The organism is Streptosporangium album (genome assembly GCF_014203795.1).
GTDB lineage: Bacteria > Actinomycetota > Actinomycetes > Streptosporangiales > Streptosporangiaceae > Streptosporangium > Streptosporangium album.
On record NZ_JACHJU010000003.1, the window covers coordinates 200995 to 222026 of the forward strand.

The 21032-nt window shown below is 71.2% G+C and carries 15 protein-coding genes; 10 read left to right on the top strand and 5 right to left on the bottom strand.

Annotated features, from left to right (window positions below; genetic code table 11):
* The first annotated feature begins 316 nt into the window (after window positions 1–316).
* Window positions 317–664, top strand: coding sequence for an avidin-fold protein (locus FHR32_RS30820; protein WP_184758055.1), 348 nt, complete (start codon window positions 317–319; stop codon window positions 662–664).
* 111 nt (window positions 665–775) lie between these two features.
* Here the strand turns inward: FHR32_RS30820 and FHR32_RS30825 are convergent, their stop codons facing one another.
* Window positions 776–1468 carry an Lrp/AsnC family transcriptional regulator gene (locus FHR32_RS30825; protein WP_184758056.1) on the bottom strand — a complete coding sequence of 231 codons (693 nt, stop codon included), beginning with the start codon at window positions 1466–1468 and terminating at the stop codon, window positions 776–778.
* Between the two features lie 119 nt (window positions 1469–1587).
* Here FHR32_RS30825 and FHR32_RS30830 point away from each other — a divergent pair, with 119 nt between their 5' ends.
* The 6 genes from FHR32_RS30830 to FHR32_RS30855 are packed head-to-tail and all read left to right on the top strand — an operon-like array spanning window position 1588 to window position 7805.
* Entirely contained in the window at window positions 1588–3192 is a 1605-nt protein-coding gene (locus FHR32_RS30830) for an ABC transporter substrate-binding protein (RefSeq protein WP_184758057.1), read from the top strand.
* Between the two features lie 9 nt (window positions 3193–3201).
* Window positions 3202–4320 (top strand): ABC transporter permease, encoded by a 1119-nt coding sequence (locus FHR32_RS30835; RefSeq protein WP_312882777.1) that lies wholly within the window; start codon window positions 3202–3204, stop codon window positions 4318–4320.
* Entirely contained in the window at window positions 4317–5156 is an 840-nt protein-coding gene (locus FHR32_RS30840; protein ID WP_184758058.1) for an ABC transporter permease, read from the top strand. The genes FHR32_RS30835 and FHR32_RS30840 overlap by 4 nt, the downstream gene beginning before the upstream one ends.
* Window positions 5153–5923 carry an ABC transporter ATP-binding protein gene (locus FHR32_RS30845; RefSeq protein ID WP_184758059.1) on the top strand — a complete coding sequence of 257 codons (771 nt, stop codon included), beginning with the start codon at window positions 5153–5155 and terminating at the stop codon, window positions 5921–5923. Before FHR32_RS30840 ends, FHR32_RS30845 begins: the two co-directional genes overlap by 4 nt.
* Complete coding sequence (locus FHR32_RS30850) at window positions 5920–6834, top strand: ABC transporter ATP-binding protein (protein WP_184758060.1); 915 nt, start codon at window positions 5920–5922, stop codon at window positions 6832–6834. The genes FHR32_RS30845 and FHR32_RS30850 overlap by 4 nt, the downstream gene beginning before the upstream one ends.
* Complete coding sequence (locus FHR32_RS30855; protein WP_184758061.1) at window positions 6831–7805, top strand: M24 family metallopeptidase; 975 nt, start codon at window positions 6831–6833, stop codon at window positions 7803–7805. The genes FHR32_RS30850 and FHR32_RS30855 overlap by 4 nt, the downstream gene beginning before the upstream one ends.
* A 258-nt stretch (window positions 7806–8063) precedes the next feature.
* Here the strand turns inward: FHR32_RS30855 and FHR32_RS30860 are convergent, their stop codons facing one another.
* Window positions 8064–11042: an AfsR/SARP family transcriptional regulator gene (locus FHR32_RS30860; RefSeq protein WP_184758062.1), complete on the bottom strand. Its 2979-nt coding sequence runs from the start codon at window positions 11040–11042 to the stop codon at window positions 8064–8066.
* A gap of 209 nt (window positions 11043–11251) precedes the next feature.
* Between FHR32_RS30860 and FHR32_RS30865 the strand changes: the two genes are divergently transcribed.
* A complete protein-coding gene (locus FHR32_RS30865) occupies window positions 11252–12247 on the top strand; it encodes a M23 family metallopeptidase (protein ID WP_221466472.1) in 996 nt (331 codons plus the stop codon).
* 71 nt (window positions 12248–12318) lie between these two features.
* Window positions 12319–13758, top strand: coding sequence for an N-acetylmuramoyl-L-alanine amidase (locus FHR32_RS30870; protein ID WP_184758063.1), 1440 nt, complete (start codon window positions 12319–12321; stop codon window positions 13756–13758).
* A gap of 173 nt (window positions 13759–13931) precedes the next feature.
* Here the strand turns inward: FHR32_RS30870 and FHR32_RS30875 are convergent, their stop codons facing one another.
* Window positions 13932–14606: a ThuA domain-containing protein gene (locus FHR32_RS30875; RefSeq protein WP_184758064.1), complete on the bottom strand. Its 675-nt coding sequence runs from the start codon at window positions 14604–14606 to the stop codon at window positions 13932–13934.
* A 618-nt stretch (window positions 14607–15224) separates the two neighbouring features.
* On the opposite strand from FHR32_RS30875, the gene fusA reads away from it, so the two are divergent.
* Window positions 15225–17336 carry an elongation factor G gene (gene fusA / locus FHR32_RS30880; protein WP_184758065.1) on the top strand — a complete coding sequence of 704 codons (2112 nt, stop codon included), beginning with the start codon at window positions 15225–15227 and terminating at the stop codon, window positions 17334–17336.
* Window positions 17337–17383: 47 nt separating this feature from the next.
* Here fusA and FHR32_RS44940 read toward each other — a convergent pair whose 3' ends face one another.
* Both FHR32_RS44940 and FHR32_RS30885 read right to left on the bottom strand, forming a co-directional pair.
* Window positions 17384–17773 (bottom strand): hypothetical protein, encoded by a 390-nt coding sequence (locus FHR32_RS44940; RefSeq protein ID WP_246468007.1) that lies wholly within the window; start codon window positions 17771–17773, stop codon window positions 17384–17386.
* The gene (locus FHR32_RS30885) at window positions 17770–20784 is read right to left on the bottom strand and encodes a phosphodiester glycosidase family protein (RefSeq protein ID WP_312882778.1); all 3015 of its coding nucleotides are present in this window, start codon (window positions 20782–20784) and stop codon (window positions 17770–17772) included. The genes FHR32_RS44940 and FHR32_RS30885 overlap by 4 nt, the downstream gene beginning before the upstream one ends.
* Between the last annotated feature and the right edge of the window lie 248 nt (window positions 20785–21032).

A 21032-nucleotide genomic window follows, 5' to 3' on the forward strand; every position in this document is an offset into this window, starting at 1 on the left:
CAGATTAGACAATAACGGCAACACCCAACTACAAGACAGTGAATGAAATTCACAGCTTGATCACACATATCCCGTGCACGGTCAATCTGCGCGGACGATGGGGAGCCCCTGAGTTCAGGCCGGAGTTACGAGGCTCAGAGGTAATGGTGTCGAGCCGCTTCGGCGAGGCTCACCGGCGCCGCCGAAGGGCGTGCGGATCTCGTCCGCTCCCTCCGGACCGGCACCCGACTGGACAGATCATCGTTCCCGAATGTCATGGTGAACAGAACGTCCAGCCTCGGTTGCGGATGCCCGGCGGAGCGGCACGATGCGAGTCGTGAACGACAACGACCTTCTCAACGACCGCAGGTTCGTCATGGTCAGCTCGACGGCGAGCTCGGTGGATCCGGACGGGCCGACCGAGTTCGCCTACCGGGAGTCCGGCGGGATCATCTGGGGCGACTACACCGGCGACACGGTGGTCCACGGACGCTTCGTCGGCACCAGGGACGGCGACCGGCTGGAGATCACCTATGTGCACCTGCTCAAGAGCGGAGAGCGCGCCGGCGGGCAGAGCGGCAGCAGTATCGAGACCCTCCCCGACGGCCGGCTGAAGCTGGTCGAGGAGTTCCAGTTCGCCGGGGACGACACGGTGCACGTGAGCGTGTGCACCGAGGTGGCCTGACCGGCGTCCTCCGCTCTGATCGCCTGCCGGGGGGCGCACGTCCCGGAGCACGCGTGGCCGTGCGCCTCCCGGCAGACGATCTTTAGTGGGAAGGCCGCCCTACCGGACGGTTCAGGCGTCCCGCTGAAGCTGGGCGCGGCCCTCGGCCGCACCCACGAAACGCATCATGCCCAGCGGCACCTCTCCCCCGGAACTCCTGGCTCCGCCGGAGCCCCCCGCAGGCCCTCCGGACCCCGGGGAATCGGCGGGGTCGTGAGCCGGGCGGCGGGCGGACCGGCCGGGACCCCGGTCGCTCGGCAGCACGTAGGGCCGCCTGAGCACCTCGTCCAGGATGAAGACGGTCTCCGTGGCCTTGACCGCGGGAATGTTCGCCAGCCGGTCGGTCACCATCGTGTGCACGGCGGCGACGTCGGTCACCCGGACCTGGATCATCGCGTCGTGCTGGCCCGTTGTGATCGCGCAGTACTCCACCTCGGGCATCGCCGCGAGCTGGGCGCGGAACTGGCGCCACATCTGCTGCCGGACGGTCACGAAGATCAACGCGGTGATGCCGAGGCCTGCGCGGACGTGGTCGATCTCCGCGGTGAACCGCTTGATCGCGCCGTCGGCACGCAGCGCCTCGAACCGCGTGTAGGCGTTCGCCCGGGAGATGCCGACCCGCTCGGCCAGAGCCGCGACAGAGATCCTGCCGTTCTCGCGCAGCACCTCAAGGATCTTCAGGTGCGTCGCGTCGAGCTCCAGGCCGATGCCGATCCGTCCAGGTTGACCGCCCTCATGAGCCGAGTTTCTTGATGTTTCGGTCACCGCCGAACCCCTTAAGTCAGATTTGTCTCAGCTTAGCCCCATGAGCTGGACTTTCTGCCGGACAATCCTCGACCATCGGCGACCAAACGTCCACATGGACCATTTTCGGAGGACACAGAATGGCGATCCGTTCACGGCGCCCCGGAGCGAAGGCAGCTCTGCTGCCGGTGCTGCTCACCGGCGCCCTCGCCCTTGCCGCCTGCTCCAGCGGCGGTTCGTCCACCTCGTCCCAGGGCGGTGGCACCGCCGCCAAGACCCTTGTGATCGACACCTCCTTCGATCTCAAGACGGCCGACCCCGGGCGCACCTACGAGCCGACCGGCCTGATCATCGGCAAGGCGGCCTACGAGACCCTGCTGACGTTCGAGGGTTCCGACGTCACCAAGCCGGTGCCGGACCTCGCCGAGTCGTTCGAGCTGTCCGGTGACGGCAAGGTGCTGACGCTCAAGCTCCGCAAGGGCGCCACGTTCGCCGACGGCTCGCCGGTCACCGCCGACGACGTCGTCTTCTCGCTGGAGCGCGTGCGCGACATGAAGGGCACGCCGTCGTTCCTGCTCGACGGGGTGGAGGTGGCCAAGTCCGGCTCGGACACGATCACGCTGACGTCGAAGAACGCCAACCCGGCGCTGCCGTACATCCTGCCCAACCCCGCGCTGGGCATCCTCAACTCCAAGGTGGCCAAGGAGCACGGCGCCACCGCCGACACCGGCGACAAGGCCGAGCAGTACCTCAACTCCGCCTCGGCGGGCTCGGGTCCGTACACGATCGAGTCGTTCAACGTCAGCAGCCAGGTCGTGCTCAAGGCCAACGCCAAGTACTGGGGCGCGGCCAAGCCGGTCTACGACAAGGTCGTGATCCGCAACGTCGAGGCCGCCACGCAGAAGCTCAACATCTCGCGTGGCGACAGCCAGGTCGCGCTGAACCTCTCCGGCGACCAGGTCGCCGGGATCACGGGCAACCTGCAGGTCAAGAAGACGCCGTCGGCCAACGTGATCTTCCTGCTGGCCAACCAGGACTCCTCGGTCAGCAAGGTCACCTCCAACCCGAAGTTCGCCGAGGCCGTACGTAAGGGCGTCGACTACGCGGGACTGCTGGAGCTGGCCGGCGAGGGCTCGGTGCAGGCGCCCGGGATCATCCCCTCGATGCTCCTGGGCGCGCTCCCGCCGGAGCAGGCGGTCAAGCGTGACGTCGAGGGCGCGAAGGCGGCGCTCAAGGAGAGCGGCGTGACCGACCCGACGGTCAAGCTGGAGTACCCCAGCGAGCTGACCGTCAACGGCCTGTCCTTCCAGCCGCTCGCCGAGCGGGTCCAGGCCAACCTCAAGGAGGTCGGAATCACGGTGGAGCTCGCTCCCGCGCCGGTCACCACGGCCCTGGACAACTACCGCAACGGCAAGGAGGAGCTGGGCCTGTGGTACTGGGGCCCCGACTACCCCGACCCCAGCGACTACCTGTCGTTCCTGCCGGGCAAGCTCGTGGGCCTGCGGGCCGGGTGGAAGGCCGGGGCCGACAAGGCGCTGGAGGCGGCCGGCGACAAGACTGCCGCCACGATCGGCGACGACGCGCGCAAGCAGGCCTACATCGATCTCCAGACGGGATTGAACGCCTCGGGCCCGTTCGTCCCGCTCATCCAGCCCAGCCAGAACATCGTGACGGCCGCGTCCGTCACCGGTCTGGAGTATCACCCGGTGTGGACCATCGACGTCGCCGGCCTCGGCGCCAAGTAGGGACCACCCGTGCCGAGTAAGAACCCGCAGGTTCCGGGCGACACCCCGCCGGTTCCGGGCGCCGACCCCGGAGCGGTCAGGAACCGGCCGGGCCGCTCCGGCGGCCGGAGTCCGCTGGTCCGCTTCCTGACCCGCAGGGTGCTCACGGCACTCCTGCTGGCCGTGGGCATCACCCTGGTGACCTTCGTCCTGACCAACCTGGTCCCCGGCGACCCCGTCTCGGCCAACCTCGGCCAGCGGGCGCTCGGCGACCCGGCGATCGTCGCGCAGTGGCGGTCCGAGCACGGCCTGGACAAGCCGCTGCCCCAGCAGTATCTTCTGCACCTCCAGGGGGTGATCCAGGGCGACCTCGGCACGAGCCAGCAGAGCCACCGCCCGGTCCTCGACGACCTGGCCGAATCCGTGCCCGCCACACTCGAACTGGCCGGCGCCGCGATCCTGATCTCCCTTGTGGCGGGCGTGGCGTTCGGCGTGGTGGCGGCGCTCCGCCGTGACCGGCTGTCGGACCACCTGCTCCGGATCCTCAGCCTGATCGGTATCTCGGTGCCGACGTTCTGGCTGGCGCTGATGGCGTTCTACGTCTTCTTCTACCGGTTGCAGGTCACTCCGGGCAGCGGTCGCATCGACCCGGGCATGAGCCCGCCCCCGCAGGTCACCGGGCTGTACACGGTCGACTCCGCGCTGGCGGGGCAGTGGGACGTGTTCTCCTCGGCGGTCGGCCACCTGATCACCCCCGCGCTGGTACTGGCCCTCTACACGATCGGCCTGCTCACCCGGTTCACCCGGTCGGCGGTGCTGGAGGTGCTGGGCCAGGACTACGTGCGCGCCGCGCGGGCGAAGGGCCTGCCCTCCCGGGTGATCCTGTTCCGCTACGTGCTGCGGTCGGCCCTGGTGCCGATCATCACGGTCGCGGGCCTGGCCTTCGGCAGCCTGCTGTCCGGCACGGTGCTCGTCGAGGCGATCTTCGCCTGGCCGGGCGTCGGGCAGTACGCCTACAAGAGCGCGACCACCCTCGACCTGCCCGCCGTGATGGGCGTCGGTCTGGTGGTCGGCGGCGTCTACCTCGTCATCAACCTGATCGTCGACGTGCTGTACGGCGTCATCGACCCCAGAGTGAGACTCCAGTGAAACTCCCCCACGCCTGGCGGCAGCCGCTGGCGATCGTCGGCGGGGTGGTCGCGCTCGCCTGGATCGTGATCGCGCTGGCCGCCCCGCTACTGGCGCCGCACGACCCGCTCGCCCAGGACCTGCCCCGGCTGGCCTCGCCCGGACCGGGTCACTGGTTCGGCACCGACCAGCTCGGCCGCGACATCCTGAGCAGGGTGATGTACGGCGCGCGGCTGTCGATCCCGCTGACGCTGCTGCTGGTGGTGCTCTCGGTGCTGATCGGCGGCCTGCTCGGCGCCTGCGCCGGATATTTCGGTAAATGGGTTGATGAGACGATCATGCGGTTCGCCGACCTCGTCTTCGCCTTCCCCACCGTCATCCTGGCCATGGTCGTCGCCGCCGCGCTCGGCGCGAGCCTCACCAACGCCGTGCTCGCCGTACTCGTCGTCGCCTGGCCCGCCTACGCCCGCGTCACCCGCGGTCTGGTGCTGGGCGTGCGCGAGCGCGAGTTCGTGGTGAGCGGGCGGCTGCTCGGCTTCTCCGCCTGGCGCTCGCTCCGGGTGGACGTGCTGCCGAACGTCACCGGGCCGATCCTGGTGCTCGCGACCCTCGACATCGGCACCGCGCTGCTGCTGCTGTCGGGCCTGTCCTTCCTCGGGCTCGGCGCGAAACCACCGTCCCCCGAGTGGGGCGCGATGGTCGCCTCGGGGGTGGAGGTCTTCGACAGCTGGTGGGTGGCGACCTTCCCCGGCCTGGCCATCCTGACCGTCGTCCTGGCCTTCAACTTCCTCGGCGACACGCTGCGCGACGCCCTCGACCCACGCACGGCCCGTGCCATCAAGGAGCGTGCGCTGTGACCCTCACCATCTCCGACCTGAAGGTCGCCATCGGCGGCAAGGAGATCCTGCGCGGCGTCGACCTCGACCTCCAGGCCGGCCGCGTGCACGGCCTGGCCGGCGAGAGCGGCTCGGGCAAGACGATGACCGGCCTGGCCGTACTCGGGCTGCTCCCGCACGGCGCCCGCGTCAGCGGCCGGATCGGCCTGGGAGAGCGCGACCTGCTCACCCTGCCGCCCAAGGAGCTCAACGCGGTGCGCGGCGGCGAGGTCGCCATGGTCTTCCAGGACCCGGCGACCAGCCTGCACCCGATGCTCTCGGTCGGCCGCCAGCTCACCGAGCACATGCGCCACCACCTCGGCCTGGACCGGAAGCAGGCGCGGGCCAGAGCCCTCGAACTGCTGGGCCAGGTCCGCATCCCCGGCCCGGAGGCGGCGATCGACCGCTACCCGCACCAGTTCTCCGGGGGGATGCGCCAGCGCATCGCGATCGCGATCGCGCTGGCCTGCTCGCCGAAGGTGCTCATCGCCGACGAGCCCACGACCGCACTGGACGTGACCGTCCAGGCCGGGGTGCTGCGGCTGCTGCGCGGCCTCTGCGACGACCTGGGTCTGGCCGTGCTGCTCGTCACCCACGACCTCGGCGTGATGTCGGCGGTCGCCGACGAGGTGAGCGTGATGCGGGAGGGCCTCGTCGTGGAGACGGGGCCGCGTGGCCAGGTGCTGCGCGAGCCGCGCCATCCCTACACCCGCACCCTGCTGGAGTCGTTGCCCGGGGAGACCGCATGACACTGCTGACCGTGGACGACCTCGTCGTCGAGCACCGCACCCCCGGCCGCCCCCTGGTGCGCGCCGTGGCCGGAGCCAGCCTGACCGTCGCGGCGGGCGAGGTCGTCGGCCTCGTCGGCGAGTCCGGGTGCGGAAAGTCGACGCTGGCCCGCGCGGTGTGCGGGCTCAACCCGGCCGCGGCCGGGACGATCACCTTCGACGGGCACCCGGTGACCCCGCTGGGCCTGCGCCGCAGGGCCCGGTCGCTGGCCGGGATCCAGATGGTCTTCCAGGATCCCTATGCCTCGCTCAACCCCCGGCGCCGGGTGGGCTCGCAGATCGCCGACGGGTTGCGTACGGCGGGCGACACCACGACCACCCCCGCCGACCTGCTGGAGCGGGTCGGGCTGCCCCGCGACTTCGCCGGCCGTCACCCGCACGAGTTCTCCGGCGGCCAGCGGCAGCGGATCGCGATCGCCAGGGCGCTCGCCGCCCGGCCGACCCTGCTGATCGGCGACGAGCCCATCTCCGCGCTCGACGCGTCCGCCCAGGCTCAGGTGGCCAGGCTGATGCGGGACCTCGCGGTCTCCTCGGGTGCCGGGCTGCTGTTCATCAGCCACGACCTGTCGGTGGTGCGGCTGATCGCCGACCGGATCGCGGTGATGTATCTCGGGAAGATCGTGGAGGTGGGCCGTACCGACGAGGTGTGGGCCGATCCCCGCCATCCGTACACCCGGGCGCTGCTGGGCGCGATCCCGGCCCCCGACGGTGCCGGGGTGCTGCCCGCGGAACTACCCGGGGACGTGCCCGATCCGGCCGACCCGCCGGCCGGCTGCCGGTTCCATCCGCGCTGCCCGGTGGCGATGGACGTCTGCCGGGAGCGCGAGCCCGCCTTCGGTCCCGTCGCGTGCTGGCTGCACGAGCCTGCATGATCGACGAGGTTCGGCGCAGGATGGCCGAGGAGGGGATCGAGGCCCTGGTGCTGCGCCCCTCCCCCGACTTCCGCTACCTGGGCGGCCGGGGAGACGGATATCTCGTGGTGACCCCCGACCGGCCGCCCACCGCGGCGAGCGGTCCGCTGGAGGCGGCGGCGCTCATCCCCGCGGCCGCCCGCCGCGTCGGGGTGGACCCCGAGATGCGGGCCGTGGAGCTGTTCTCGCTGCGGGTGGAGGCCGAACTGGTGCTCGCCTCGGCCGTGCTCGCCCCGCTCCGGCTGAGCAAGGGGCCCGCGGAGGTCGCGGCGGCGGGACGGGCGGCCTCGGCGGCGGACGCGGTCCTGCTCCTGGCCCGTGAGCTGGCGTGGTTCGGCGCCACCGAGCGCGCGATGGCCCGCCGGCTGCGGGCCATGATGGCCGAGACGGGGTGCGAGGAGGTGCTGTCGGTGCTCGTGGCGGCCGGCGAGCACAGTGCCGTCGTCCGGCACCCGCCGGGCGACCGTGTGATCAATCCGGGCGACGCGCTCCTGGTCGCGGTGTGCGGGAGGTGGGACGGCTACTGCGCCGAGGTCGCCCGTGTCTTCGCGGTGGCCGAGCCGCCCGAGGACTTCGAGGCGATGTACTCGGTCGTCCTGGCCGCGCAGCGCGCCGCCCTCGACCTGCTGCGGCCCGGTGTGGCGGCGGCCGAGGCCGGGCGGGCGGCGCGGGAGGTGATCGAGGGGAGCGGTTACGGCCACTACGCCGCGGAGCGGCCGGGACGGGGCGTCGGGCTGGGCCACGACGAGGGCCCGTGGCTCGTCCCCGGCGACACGACCGTGCTCGCTCCCGGCATGACGGTGTGCGTCGAACCGGCGATCTACCTGCCGGAACTGTTCGGCGCGCGGGTGGCCGACGTCGTGGTGTGCACCCCTGCGGGGGCGGAGCGGCTCAGCGCGAGCTCGCAGGCCCTGCACGTCATCGACCACTGAGCAACGTCACCAACGCCGTGATCCCAGCGTCCACCCCGACCACTGCGGCCGTCGGGTGACGCGTCCCGATCGGCGTGACGGGCAGGTTCGAGCTACGTGACGGGCTGATGACCTCTCGTTCACTTTGACCGAAAGCGAGCGGATTTGAAAGGGTCCGATTAAATCGGAGACACATTCCGTACGATTAGTGTCTTTTGTTGATCGGATATGGGACAGGTCGACATGTTCGAGCCCATCGGCGTCAGCGCCGGAGAGCGGTCACTCCACGGTGTTCCCGTCGAGGATGAGCCCGAGCGGTGATCCCATCGCCTCCAGACCCCGCCACCCGTCGCCGGAAAGGGCCTGAGGATCGGCGCTCCCGGCCAGGACGGCGCCTCCCCGCAGCTCGCGGCGGAGAGTGAGGGCGTGGTGGAGGTAGTTCTGCGCCAGGTGGGTGCGGCCCGCCGACCGGTGCAGCTCGCCGAGTGTCTGGACGGTGGCCGCCTCGCCGCTCCGGTCGCCGAGCCGCTGAAAGATCAGCAGAGACCGCTCCAGCTGGTCGGAGGCGTGCGACTGGTCACCCCGGACCACCTGGAGCCCGCCCAGCCCCTGCATGGCGTAGGCCCCGCAGTGGAGGTCGCCGAGGCTTTCGAAGATGTCCAGCGCGTGTCCCTGGAAACGCATCGCCTGATCGGGGTCCGCCACCAGGTCGTGCAGTCGCCCGAACTGCATGGACACGCAGCCTTCCCGGTGGGAGTCACCGAGTTCCCTGGCCAGTCGCAGCGCCTCGCCCAGCCACTTCGAGGCCTGCTGCACGTTGCCCGAGGCCAGGCAGACCCGCCCGATGGCCTGCCGCGCGTAGGCCTCACCGCTCTGGTCACCCATGGCGAGGAACATGGCCAGCGCCTGCCGGAAGTACGAGAGCGCCCTGAGATGCTCACCGCAGAACTGGTTGACCGCCCCCAGCCCGCAGATCGAGGTCGCCTCCCCCCGTACGTCTCCCAGCTCATGGAAGATCGTGAGGGATCGCCGGAACATCTCCCTCGCCTCGGCGTAGCGGTCCTGGTAAAGACCCACCTGGGCCAGTCCCCGGAGCATGGCCGCCTCACCGTGACGGTCCTCCGCCAGGCGCGCGGCGCCCAGGGCGACCCGGTGGGTGGAACGCCACTCGTCGAAGTGACAGCGCAGGTCGAAGTAGGGGACCAGCGCCGCGGCGAGCCCCCACGCCGATTCGGCGAGCCCGGCGTCGGCGGCCAGCCGCACCGCTCCCACCAGCGCGTCGTGTTCGGCGTCGAACCACGACAGCGGGTCGGCGGTCAGGCGCCCGAGGGTGTCCTCGGTCAGGTTCCAGCGGGTGGCTTTGACCGACGTCAGGCTGAAGAGCGTGGTCGGCAGCCGCGCCGTGGCGCTCTCGGCGGTGGCCATCCACGCGCCGAGCACCCGGATGAGGGCATGCCGCTCCGGGGCGCCGCCGGCCTTCTCCCTGGCGTTGCAGCGGACCAGGTCGTGCAGCCGGTAGCGTGGCTGGCCGATCGGGTCGGTCCCGACCAGCTGGAGCAGGTTCACGTCGACCAGGACATCCGTAACGTCGTCGGCCCGCTGCCGGTCCAGCGCCGCGTCGACCACCCAGCCGGGCAGGGACTGCGGGCCCAGGAGGCCGAGTGCCCGGAAGGCCCGTGCCGCGTCGTCGGGCAGCAGCCGGTAGCTCCGGTCGAGGCTGACCCGCACTTCCAGGTCTCCGGCGCGCAGTTCGCTCAGGCGATTCGACTCGTCCTTCAGCCGCTCCCGCAGCACTCCGAGCGACCAGCTGGGCCGCCCCGCCAGCCGCGCTCCGGCGATCCTGACGGCCAGCGGCAGGTAGCCACAGGCGCTCAGGATCGCAGAGGCGGCCTCTCTCTCGGCTTCCAGCCGCTCGGAGCCCACGATCCTGCCCAGGAACTCCTCGGCCTCCGCGGGCGTCAGGACATCCAGTTCGAGTTGGAGCGCCCCGGGCAGTTCGGTGATCCGCCGACGGCTCGTCACGAGCACCGCGCAGCCGCTGCCGGGCAGCAGCGGCCGCACCTGGGCGGCGTCGGCGGCGTCGTCGAGGAAGACGAGCATCGGGCGTTCGGCCAGCAGGGACCGGTACAGCGCGGAGCGCTCGTGCACCGTGCACGGCAGGTCTGCCTCACCGATTCCCAGCGCCCGCAATGCCTCGGCCAGCAGCTCGCCCGGGTCGGCCGGCGTGTGCTCGGTCCCGCCGAGATCCAGGTAGAGCTGTCCACCCGGATAACCGGCCCTTACGGCATGCGCGCAGTGCGCGGCCAGCACCGACTTGCCCACGCCCGGCGCCCCCGCCACCACCACGATCGAGGGCGGCCCGTCCGACCGGCGCTCGCCGGGTGACAGCGCCCGCGTGAGAGCGGCGACGGCCTCGGCCCTGCCGGTGAAGTCCGGCACGTCCGGGGGGAGCTGGTGAGGCGTGGAGGCGGCCGTGCCGCCGGGCGGGACGGGGGACGCGGCCGTCGCGGCGGGCGGGGGCTCCCCCGCCAGAACGGCCGCGTGCACCCGGCGCAGATCCGCGCCGGGTTCGATCCCGAGCTCGGTGACGAGCTGCCGCCTGACCGTGGTGTAGGTGTGCAGCGCCTCGGCCTGCCGGCCGCTCCAGTGCAGGGCGAGCATCAGCTGCTGCCAGAGGTCCTCGTGGAAGGGATGCTCCTTCAAGAGCCCGCGCAGCTCGCCGATCGCTTCGACATACTGACCTCGGGCCATCCTCAGGGCGATCAGCTCCTCGGCGGCGCCGAGCCGTACCTCCGCCAGCGACTGCAGCCGCCTGTCCCAGAGCGGGCTTCCCGGCAGCTCTGCCAGCGGGGTGCCGCGCCACAGGGTGAACGCCCGGCTGAGCCGGTCGAACGCCTCCTCCGTACGGCCCGCCGCCCGCGCCGTGGCGATCAGGTCTTCGAAGAGGAGCATGTCGAGCTGGTCGGGGGACAGCTCGATCACGTAGCCGGGCGGACGGGCCTGGATCCGGGCGCCGGCCGTCTCCAGCACACCACGGAGCGAACTCACGTAGGTGCGCAGGTTCGCGTGGGCGGACCGGGGCCGGTGCCGGGGCCACAGCACCTCGACGAGGAGGTCCGCGCCGACCACCCGGTTCGCGTGGAGCAACAGCGATGCCAGCAGGATTCGGGGCTTCGTGCCGGCGATGCGGAGAGGTCGTCCCGAGGTCCGGACGTCCAAGGTGCCGAGCACGCTGAATGTGGGCTGATCAACCACCATGACCGCACTTACTCCTCTTATGGAGGCGCTGCAACCATTCGTTGGGTTGTTGTCCTACGAGCCGGATAGGCCTTTATATCGATTTTGGATGATTTCTGTACGCCTAATCCAGACCCTGGACCCCAGCAAGAGCCTTTCGGAGAGATCCAACAGACAGTGCACGGTGCCGGTCAGGGCTTCGCCCACCGGACCTGCGGGAAAGGATCCGCATGAGACTCAACGGGGTACTCACAGCGGGGTTCGCCCTGCTGCTCGCCCTCGCGGGCGGCGCCGCCATGGCACCGAACGCCGGCGCCGCGGCGGGCCTGACGGGCGTCGCGGCCGGAAACCCGATGACCGACCCGACGCCGGACCCGGCCAACAACCCTGCGGACGATCCGGCCGCGGAGCCGCCGACGATCCTGGCGACGAACTTCCAGATGCCCTTCCCCTGCGGACAGTCCTGGACGGGCAACTCCAGCGGGAGCAGCGCGCACCAGTCGTGGGAGATCGACTTCAACCGGGGCAGCACGGCGGACGCCGACCTGGGAGACCCCGTCGTCGCCGCGGCGGCGGGCACCGTGGCCATCTCGGCCCACCAGGGATCGACCAACGGCTACGGCAACCTGGTCAAGATCGACCACGGCGGAGGATGGTCCACCTACTACGCGCACCTGAACTCACGCACGGTGAGCGCGGGCGCCACGGTCTCCCAGGGCCAGAAGATCGGCACGGTCGGCAACACCAGCAAGCCGGGCAACAACATCTCCCCGCATCTGCACTACGAGGTCCGCCTGGGCAGCAGCTACCCGTCCAACATCCAGAAGGCCGTCTTCAACGGGACCACGTTCGGCTACCCGGTCCAGACGGTGACCTCCAAGAACTGCGGCGGCTCCACCAACCCCTACACCCCGCAGGAGGTCTGCGGTGCCGGCTACGACGTGATCGACAGCGCGGCCCTGGGCACTTCCGGCACCGCCTACCTGCTCTACAACAACTCCAACGGCTACAACTGCGTGACCACCATCAAGAAGACCTCCCTCGGCACGGCCACCGCCACCAGCGCCTACCTGGAGGTGCAGGGCAATACCCGCATCACCGACTCCGGCAACTTCGGCTACTACGCCGGTCCGGTGCGCGCCTCCGGAGCCGGCACGTGCGTCAAGTGGGGAGGCAAGGCGGGTTCGTCCACCTACGACAGCCCCTTCGAACACTGCGGCAGCTGATCTACCGAGGGGCCGCCTCCGCTCACAGGAGGCGGCCCCTCGTCGCCCCCCCTTTTTTCTGAGGAGAACCCGTGAAGGCCCGACTCCGCCGTTCAGCCGCGCTGCTGGCCGGCTCGCTCATCCCCCTGGTGTGCCTGATGGGCCGGCCGGCGAGCGCCGCTCCCGCCGATCCCCTGGCCGACTCCTTCGCCCAAGCGGCCGCGACCTACGAGGTGCCCCGCGATCTGTTGATCACGCTCGGCTATGCCGAGACCCATCTCGACGGGCACAAGGGCGAGCCGAGCGCGAGCGGCGGCTACGGGGTGATGCACCTCGTCAGCAACCCGACCGTCCACGCCCTGGAGCAGGCCGCCAAGCTCACCGGGCAGCCGGTCTCGGCGCTGAAGGCCGACGACGCGGCCAACATCGCGGGCGGCGCCGCGGTGCTGCGCGCCTACGCCGACGAGCTCGGGCTGGACGCCACCGCCCGGAAAGACGCCGGCAAGTGGTACTCGGCCGTGGCCAGGTACGGCAACGCCTCCTCCCCCGAGGTGGCCCGGCTGTACGCCGACACCGTCTACGACCTGCTCGCCAAGGGCGTCAAGGCGGCGACCCCCAGCGGCGCCGTGACCGTCGCACCGCAGGCCATAGCGCCCGACCGAGGCGCGTACGCCAAGGCACGGGATCTGGACAACACCCTCGCCGCCGCGGCCGTGGACTACCCGGGCGCTCACTGGGCGGCCGCCAGCTCGTCCAACTACGCCGTCTCCAACCGGCCCACCAGCAACGTGATCGACCGCATCGTCATCCACGTGACCCAGGGCTCCTACGCCGGCACCATCTCCTGGTTCCAGAACCCCGCCGCCCAGGTCTCCGCGCACTACGTGGTCCGCTCCTCCGACGGCGACATCACCCAGATGGTCCGTGAGAAGGACCGGGCCTGGCACGCGGGGAACTACAACAGCCGCTCCGTCGGCATCGAGCACGAGGGCTACGTCGACAACGCCTCCTGGTTCACCGACGCGATGTACCGCGCCTCGGCCGCGCTGACCCGCAACATCGCCGACCGCTACGGCATCCCCAAGGACCGCGCCCACATCGTCGGGCACGTCGAGGTGCCGGGCGCCGACCACACCGACCCGGGGCCCAACTGGAACTGGACCACGTACATGCAGTACGTCGGCGGCAGCAGCGGTGGCGGCACCAACCCGTACACCCCGCAGGAGGTCTGCGGCGCCGGCTACGACGTGATCGACAGCGCGGCCCTGGGCACTTCCGGCACCGCCTACCTGCTCTACAACAACTCCAACGGCTACAACTGCGTGACCACCATCAAGAAGACCTCCCTCGGCACGGCCACCGCCACCAGCGCCTACCTGGAGGTGCAGGGCAATACCCGCATCACCGACTCCGGCAACTTCGCCTACTACGCCGGTCCGGTGCGCGCCTCCGGAGCCGGCACGTGCGTCAAGTGGGGAGGCAAGGCGGGTTCGTCCGTCTACGACAGCCCCTTCGAACACTGCGGCAGCTAGAGCCTCGCCCACTCCATGGCGCACGACGCCGGGGACCGGAGCGCCGGTTCCCGGCGTCGTGCGACATGGGCGAAGCTGTCCACCCGGACGGACACGACCTGGACGTTCTCCTCGGAGCAGACCGCCGACGGGACGACCTGGCGGGCCGCTGAGCGCGCCCGGACGGTCGCCTCTCACTCCCCCGCTCCCGACCCTGCGCGGCTCGCCCAGAGCAGGCCGCGCAGGGTCAGGGTGCGCACGGTGGGATGGGTCAGCTCCGCGAGGTCGTGGCCGAGCGCGGAGAAGAAGATCTTCCCCGCGCCCCACCGGCGGGTCCACACGACGGGCATGGGGACGGGTACGGCGTGCGGGCGGCCGTCGGCCGGGGCGAAGGTGGTGGTGGCGAGGGTGTCGTTGAGGGAGTCGGTGAGCATCCAGTACTGCTCGGTGCGGATGGTGAAGCCGTCCAGACCGGCGACGATCGGATGGCCCGCACGGTCCGGGTCGATGACGACGTCGTATTCGACGAAATCATCGGGATGACACAGGAACAGGCCGCCGACCATCCGGTGGTAGTCGCTATTGGCGAAGGCGGCCACCACTCCCCCGTGCCATCCCGCGAAGCCGGTGCCCGCCTCGACGGCGGAGACCAGCCCGGCGCACTGCCGTTCGGTGAGCGTGCCGCGCGTCCAGCACTGCACGACGAGGTCGGTCGCGGCCAGCAGGTCCGCGTCGGTGTAGACGTCGAGGTCGTCGGCGACGGTGACGTCGAACCCGGCCTCGGTGAGTCCGGGGATGAACAGATCCGTGGCCTCGGTGGGGACGTGCCCCTCCCAGCCTCCCCGGACGACGAGCGCGTGTCTGGTCATGCCTGCTCCCTGCCTGATCTCGTCCCCGGAACCGCTCCACCACGCGGCCGGGATCCCCTTCTTCTACCGGTATGGCCGGAGCAATCCCAGCGCCGCGACCCGATTGCCGTCAAACCGGCCTCGGCGGGTGCCGGGGGAACGTGAACACACCGTTTCCCCGGCCCTGCCAGAGCGCCGAACCGGCGACGGCCGGATACGCGAGCTCACCGGTCCGGAGCCCTGCGGTCGGACCTGGGCCGTTGCCCGCCGATAAACCGGTTCCCCCGCCCACGCTGGTTTCAGTACACTCGCCACGGATCACACGCCGCCGCGACACCGCGGCGCGCGCCTTGACGAGTGAGGGGAGCCCGGACGTGCGTTACCGCACCGCTGTGGTCGTTCCCCAGTCACGGTATGAGGTGATTCTGGTGTCTTCGTTGGTGCCCGGTGCCGGCCGCGCGGCCGGCACCACACGTCCGTGACGGACACCTGACCCCTGTCTGCCCGGTGCCGAACCGACCGGTCGGGTATGTCCCGATGCGGTGGCGCCGTATCAGGGGTCTCCGCATGGCCTGACTCCAGGCCGTTCCGTCCGGGAATCGCGCTGTCCTGTTCAGATCGTCTGAAGGGCCATGGGCCGTGCGCACCGACCTGCACCGTCATCTCACCGAACCGCTGACCGGCGTCCGCAATCTGGGCATCCTCGCCCATGTCGATGCCGGCAAGACCACCGTCACCGAACGCATCCTGTACGTCACCGGCGCCACTTACAAGCGTGGCGAGGTGCACAACGGGACGACCGTCACCGACTTCGACTCCCAGGAGCGCGATCGTGGGATCACCATCTTCGCCGCGGCGGTGAGCTGCGCCTGGGACGGCCACCGGATCAACCTGATCGACACCCCGGGCCACGTCGACTTCTCCGACGAGGTGGAGCGCTCGCTCCGGGTGCTCGACGGCGCGATCGCCGTGTTCGACGGTGTCGCGGGAGTCGAGCCGCAGAGCGAGTCGGTGTGGCGGCAGGCCGACCGGTACGGAGTGCCGCGGATCGCCTTCGTCAACAAGCTGGACCGCGCCGGCGCCGACCTCGACACGGCGGTCGAGTCGATCCGCGAGCGGTTGCGTGTGGCCCCGCTGGTGGTCCAGCTGCCGATCGGGCGCCAGGACGGGTTCACCGGGGTGGTGGATCTGCTGCGTATGCGGTCGCTGGTCTGGGCCGACGGCCGCGACACGTTCGAGGAGGGCCCGGTGCCGGACGCCCTGCGGGAAGAGGCGCACCGGCGCCGCCGGCTGCTCGAGGAGGCGGTGGCCGAGCTGCACCCGATCGCGTTGGAGGAGTTCTGCGCGGAGTCGGCGATCTCCGCGCGGACCCTTGCCGCCGCGCTGCGCGACCTGACCCGTACCGGTGAGGGCGTGGTGGTGTTGTGCGGATCGGCCTACCGCAACCGCGGGATCGAGCCGCTGCTGGACGCCGTCGTGGCCTACCTGCCCTCGCCGCTGGACGTGCCGGCGGTACGCGGCGCCCAGGACGGTGCGGTGCAGGAGCGGGTCGCCGACCCGGCGGCGCCGTTCGCCGGGCTGGTGTTCAAGGTGAATTCGACCGCCACCGGGCGGCTGACCTACCTGCGGGTGTATTCGGGAACCGTCCAGAAGGGAGACGTGGTGTTGGACGCCGGCGCGCGGCGCACCGAGCGGATCGGCCGGATCCTGCGGGTACAGGCCGATCGGCACACCGAGGTGGACCGGGCGGTGGCCGGGGACATCGTCGCGGTGGTCGGGCTGAAGACGGCCCGCACCGGGGCCACCCTGTGCGCACCCGCGGCGCCGTTGGTCCTCGAACCGCCTAATACGGCCGATCCGGTGGTCTCCGTAGCGGTCGAGGCCCGCAGGGGCACCGATACCGACCGGTTGGCGTCGGCGTTGGCACGGCTGGTCGAGGAGGATCCTTCGCTGGTGGTCCGGGCCGACCCCGAGACCGGTCAGACGGTGCTGTCGGGGATGGGCGAGCTGCATCTGGAGGTCGCGGTGGAGAAGATCCGTCGCGCCCATGGGCTGGATGTCGGCGTCGGCCGGCCGCAGGTGGCCTACCGGGAGACGGTCTCCCGCGGGGCGTCCGGGGTGTTGTACCGGCACGTCAAGCAGGACGGAGGCGCCGGCCAGTTCGCCCACGTCGTCCTGGACGTGGAGCCGCTGGAGACCGCCCCGGACACCGCCGGCGACAACGGCGGCGGCAGCGCGATGGGCTTCGTGTTCCGCTCGACCGTCGTTGGCGGGCGGGTGCCGCGGGAGTACGTCCGGGCGGTGGAGACCGGTTGCCGGGACGCCCTGGCCGAGGGCCCCCTCGGCGGCCATCCGGTGACCGGACTGCGGGTCACGCTGACCGACGGAGCCACCCATCCCAAGGACTCCTCGGAGATGGCGTTCCGGACGGCCGGCCGGTTCGCGCTGCGGGAGGCACTGCGTGCCTGCGTGACGGTGCTGCTGGAACCGGTGGTCGAGGTCACGGCCACCGTGCCCGACGACGCCGTCGGCGGGGTGCTGGGCGACCTGGCGGCACGGCGCGGCCGGGTCTCGGGCTCGACCGCGCGGGCGGGCACGGTGGTGATCACCGCGACCGTGCCGCTGGCCGAGCTGTTCGGCTACGCGACCCGGTTGCGTAGCCGGACCCAGGGCCGGGGGACCTTCACCACCCGGGCCGCAGGTTACGCCCCGGTGCCGGGCGCGGCATCCGACGGGATGCCGCCCCGGTAGAACCGCGATGGCCCCGCCCGCGTCGTGGGCGGGGCCATCTCAGGGGATCAGGCCGCCGCCCGTGCCGACAGGGCGACCGTCGCCTGCCGGGTGACGCCGTTCACGGTGACCGCGACGGTGACCTGTCCGGGACGGAGTGCCGTGAGGATCCCGGTCGCCGGGTCCAGCACCGCCACGTGCCGGGACTTGGCCCCGGCGCGGGTGCCGATGTGGAGGTTCGGCGAGCCCGACCAGTCGGCCGAGGCGGGATAGGCGACGGGCACCGTACGGCCTGCCTGCGTCAGGGTCGCGGAGACATGGCCGGGTCTGCCGACCTCCACCGAGGCGGGCGCGGTGAGGGTCAGCTCGTCGACGTGCGGGCGGACCTGCGCGCCGATCCAGGCCGGCGCGTCGACGAACCGGTTGCGCCGGACGTGCTCGGCCTCCTTCTCGGTCACCGGGTCGACCCCCCACAGGGACCAGCCGGTGAAGCCGTCGCCGGGTTCTTTCCGGAGTTGCCGTTGATGAAGTACGGCACGGCGTCGACCCGCGAGGCGTGGAAGGTCCCGACGTGGCCGCCGATGTAGGCGGCTCCCTTCCCGGTGGTGCGCTGGAAGTCCGCGAGCCAGCCCTCGACGAGTGCGGCCTCCTTGCGGTCGCCGAGCTGACTGCCCTTGCCGGGCGTCGGGTCGCGCGGCGGCACGTGGAACAGCACGGCGACCGAGCCGATCGACGGATCCTTGCCCGCCGCGTCGAGGCGGTCGCGCAACATGGCCACCTGGTCGAACCCGCCGCCCCGCAGGTTCAGCCGCGAGGTGTCGAGGGTGACGAAACGGGTGCCCTTGTGGTCGAAGCCGCCGTAGGTGGCACCGAAGACCGAGGTGAAGTTGTCGATCTTCCCACCCATGACCTCGTGGTTGCCCGGCACGTAGTGGACGGGCACCTCACCGTGGAGTTCCTCGTCCAGGATCCGCTTGGCGAGCGCGAAGTCCTCCGGGGACGCCTCGTCGACGAGGTCGCCGTTGATGACCAGGAAGTCGGGCTCGGCCGCCCTGATCTCCCGCAGGGTGCGGCGGGCGTTGGCGACGATGCCGCTGCCGGGGTCACGCGCCACGAACTGCGCGTCGGACATGACCGCGAACCGCCACGGCGCCGCCGCGACCTCGGCCCCGGTGCGGACCACCGGATCCGCCGTCTTGGGGGCGGCAGGCGTGTCCACCGAGGGCGGCACCTTGGCGACGAGCCCGTCGATCGCGATCTCACTGTTGTACTGGTGGTCGGCCGCGGTCTCCGCGACGTAGAAGCGGCGGAGCTTCAGGGGGTAGTTCACCCCCGGCGGCACCGTGAACTCGACGAACTTCCAGCCCGTCCAGGTGAGGTACGGCCCGCGGAGGATCTGCGACTGCCCCTGGGCGTCGTAGAACTCCAGGCTCGGCCACTCGCCCTTGCCGGCGGAGTTGATCCAGAGGCCGAACGCCTGGGGCTGGCCCGGCACGGTGATCTGCTGGGGCGGGCTGGCGTAGGCCGCCCGGGTGGCCGTCGACTGCGTGAAGTCGTAGGCGAGCTTCAGCCCGCCGCCGCTCTGGCCCGGGGCCGCCGACAGCGAGCCCGTGGCGCGCGCGGTGGCGAACGTCCACGACGCCGCGTCCTCGAAGTCGGCGACCGGGACGTCCTCGTATCCGACGGTCACCGGCACGGCCGTGCTGGAGGCGCCGACCTTCGCGGTCACCAGCGCCGAGCCGGTCGCCTTCTTCGCCTTCACCGTGAAGAAGCCGTGCTCGGAGGGGGTGACGTCGAGCAGGTCCCTGTCGTAGTCGAGGCGCACGTCGGAGGGTTCGACGGGGGCGGAGTTGCCGTTGCGGTCGTAGCCGACCAGACCGAACGTGCCCGTGGCGTCCGCGCCCGCCAGGCCGACCCGGTCGGTGGTCGCGCCCAGGCTCGCGAGGGGCTGCAGGACGGTGAGGGCGATCTCGCCCTTGGCGTTCCCGCGTGAGGCGGTGACGGTCGTCTGGCCGGGCCGCAGGCCGCGGAAGGTTCCGTCGCGGCCGACGATCCCGTGCGCCGCCTGGCTGGACCGCCATGACGGGTCGCCCGCCGCGGGGCCGTAGGTCTCGTCGTAGCCGGCCGCCGTGAGCTTGCGGGTGAGGCCGGGGAACACCCGGTCGGGGCGTCCGCCGGCCACCGGGCCGGTGCCCGGTGCCTTCGCCGGGTCGCTGGCCGTCTCCAGCCAGAAGCCCTTGAGCTTTCCGCTGCCGGCGGGCGCGTAGAGCGCGAGGCCGTTGGGGACGTGCCGCTCCTCGCCGTCGGAGGGGCTGTTCTCCACCTGGACGTCGGCGGAGCCGGGCTCACGGGCGAGCATCGTCGAGGAACCGCCGCCGTCGAGGTTCAGCGCGTTGTGCGCGCCGAGCTCGGCCATCATCGCTGCCAGCTCGGTGAGCGTGACGCCCCTGCTGTCGGTCTGCCGGCCGTCGACGGTCAGCAGGTACATCTTGCGGCCGTCGGCGGAGAAGCCGACGCCGGTGCGCGGGGCGGCGGTGTTGTCGGCCGAGGTCCGCGCGACGCCGTCCTTGACGAGGATCTGGTTTCCGCCGACGGCCGCCTTGACCGCGCCCCCGCCGTTGGATTTCGGCTGGTACTTCACCTCGACGCGGTCGCCGGGCTTCAGCGCGGCCAGCGCGGCCGCTCCGGCGTCCCGGCCGAGCATGATCGTCGTGTCCGCCGGGATGGGGCCGCTGCCCGCGGCGGTGCGCACCTCGGTGACGGCACCGTCCCGGAGCACGACCTCGGTGACCGCGGTCGCGCCCGCGACCGCGCGCCCGCGGTCGTAGGAGCCCCACAGCGGGGTGAACAGCCCGACGCCACCCGCCTGGATGAGCTGGTTGAACTGGGTCAGCGTGATCGGGGTGCCGCCGGCGGGTGTCGCGGTGCCGTCGAAGTACATCTGCAGCACGTGTCCGACCCCGTCGGCGGTGACCGCGACGGCGTTGTTGTGACCCGCGATCGGGGCCTGGACGAGGTCGCCGCTGCGGATGCCGATGCCCTGCGCCGCACCGGAGTTGTTGATGTCGAAGAAGTCGCCGTTGACGGCGGCGACGGCCCGGGACCGTTTCGCCGGTCCGGACAGCGGCTCGGTCTTCGACACCTCGCCGGAGTAGACGTAGTCCACGCTCGCGCCGGCCGTGAGGTCGGCGGCGATCGCGTCGGCACGCAGCCAGCCCGCGCTGTCATAGCGGTCGAAGGAGGTGAGGGTGACTCCCGGCGCGACGGGCCGGGTCTTCTTGGCCGTCTCCAGCTGCCGCGCGCCGGGGGCGACGAGCAGTGTGGAGGGGGCCAGGTAGGACGACGCCTGCGGCGCGTCCTCTACGAGGGTCTGCTGTGGCCTCGCCGGTGCGGGGGACGGCGACGGATCGGCCTGGGCGGGCGCCGCCGCGCTGAACGCGAGCAGCGGGGCGAGCAGGGCCGTGGCCACGATGTGAGATCGGTGACTTGGGGGCACCCGCGAACTCAATCGTGCAATGGTTACAAGTTTCAAGACTTCGAGGTGTCCTAAAAGAAAACTTCATCCCCCTGAGACCACGTTGCGGCAGCGATCTCCCTCCTCGAAACGATCTTCGGACGCCATGCCCGCCCGGGCGGGCATAGCCCGTTCCAGAACCGCACGGCATCGCCCTCCTCCCTTCACCCGACGGCAACAGCCGTACTGAACAGGCATTGTCC